Origin of the sequence: Embleya sp. NPDC059237 (assembly GCF_042754105.1) — a bacterium.
GTDB lineage: Bacteria > Actinomycetota > Actinomycetes > Streptomycetales > Streptomycetaceae > Embleya.
On sequence record NZ_JBHZAE010000064.1, the window covers coordinates 1 to 1537 of the forward strand.

The 1537-nt window shown below is 69.7% G+C and carries 1 protein-coding gene; it reads right to left on the reverse strand.

Annotated elements, in window-relative coordinates:
* Positions 1–10: 10 nt before the first annotated feature.
* Complete coding sequence (locus ACFXKZ_RS52425; RefSeq protein WP_380015681.1) at positions 11–1450, reverse strand: NF041680 family putative transposase; 1440 nt, start codon at positions 1448–1450, stop codon at positions 11–13.
* Positions 1451–1537 lie beyond the last annotated feature (87 nt).

Sequence of the window (1537 nt, forward strand, 5' to 3'; positions counted from 1 at the left end):
AGCTTGGTCTTTATCCTGTGCGGTCGTGGTGGGCGGTGAGGGTGCGCTCGCGTTTGACGGTCTTGCCGACGTCGTAGCGGGGTGCGGGTCGAAGATTCCTGGAGCCGGGAGGGCGTCCCGGGCCGGGTTTTCCGGGTTTGGGTGCGCCGGCCGGCTGGGCGAGGTTCGGGCGGATGTTCCTGAACCCGCGGCGGACCCGGGCCGGGGTCAACCTTCCGGGTTCGGCGGGTTTCTCCCAGGGGCGACGCAGGTCCGCGGCGAGCGAGCGGGCCAGCCGCAGATGGGTGTGGCAGGCGACCACGAGCCACGTCCAGCGGTCGGCCGCCTGGGGCGTGCGGATCCTCGGACGGGTCCATCCCAGGGTCTGCTTGAACAGGCGGAAGGTGTGTTCGAGGTCGAATCGCCGGAGGTAGGAGCGCCAGTGGCGGTCGACGTCGATCGCCGTGCCGCCGGTTTTCGACGACCACAGCCAGACCGGCTTGGGGTCGCGGTCACCCGGTAGGCGGTCGACACGCAGACGGACCAACGTGCCCTCGACGACGGGTAGTTCGCCGTCGTGGTCGAGCCAACTCGTGCGGTGGGTCAGTCGTGGGTGCATCCGGTCCCAACCGTCGGCCCGGGCGGTGCCGTAGCGGGTGGTCTCGGTGACGGTCGCGTGGGTCGGAGCGGACCAGGTTTCGGGTCTGTCGAGCGCGAACGCGGGACCGTGTTTGGGCGGGCGGCCGTTGGTGCCCGGCAGGCGGGGCGGTCTCGGGTGGAGCATCACCCGGTCCGAGCGGATCCGGCCCAGGATCTCGACGGGCAGATCCGCCAGGACGAACGCCAGGCGGGTGGCGTCGTAGCCGGCGTCCATGACGACGACGATGTCGGGATCGCCCTCGCCCCAGTGACCCGCCTTCGTCAACGCGGCCACCACGCGGCGAAGTTGGTTCGCCGTCACCGCCGTCGCGTCGTCCGCGGGGCCCAGGCGGACGACATCCAGGATCGCGGTCCAGGACGTGCGTCCGGACTCCAACGCGGCGACGAACGAGTACGGCCAACCGGGGACCAGCTCGGATTTGCTTTTCGCGCGGCCGTAGACGTGGCAGAACAGCCGTTCCGCGCTGGTGGGAGCGTCCGAGCGCAACCAGGGGCTGACGTCCACGGCGAGGATGATCCGGCCGTCCGCGCATCGGGGCAGCGGCAGGCCCGCCAGGACGGTCCGCAGGCGTTCCTCGTCTACCCGACCGCTGTTCAATCCGTCGTAGAGGGCGCCGTGGCCGCGACGGTGTTCGGGTGTGAGGGTGAGGTCGACCAGGGACGTCACGGCACCGTCGGCACACGAGAGCGCGTCGGTCAGTTCGAACAACGCGTCCGCGCGCGTGGTGAGACAGCCGTGGAAGTCCGTCCTGAAGCGTGACAACACGTTCAGGGACTCGACGCGGGCGGGATCCTGCAGAAGACTCGTCACAGCGGCCGTTCCTGTTTGCTTCGTTACCAGACATTTCGAAGCTTGCAGGGCGGCCGCACTGCTGTCCGCCAAACGCACAAACCCCGG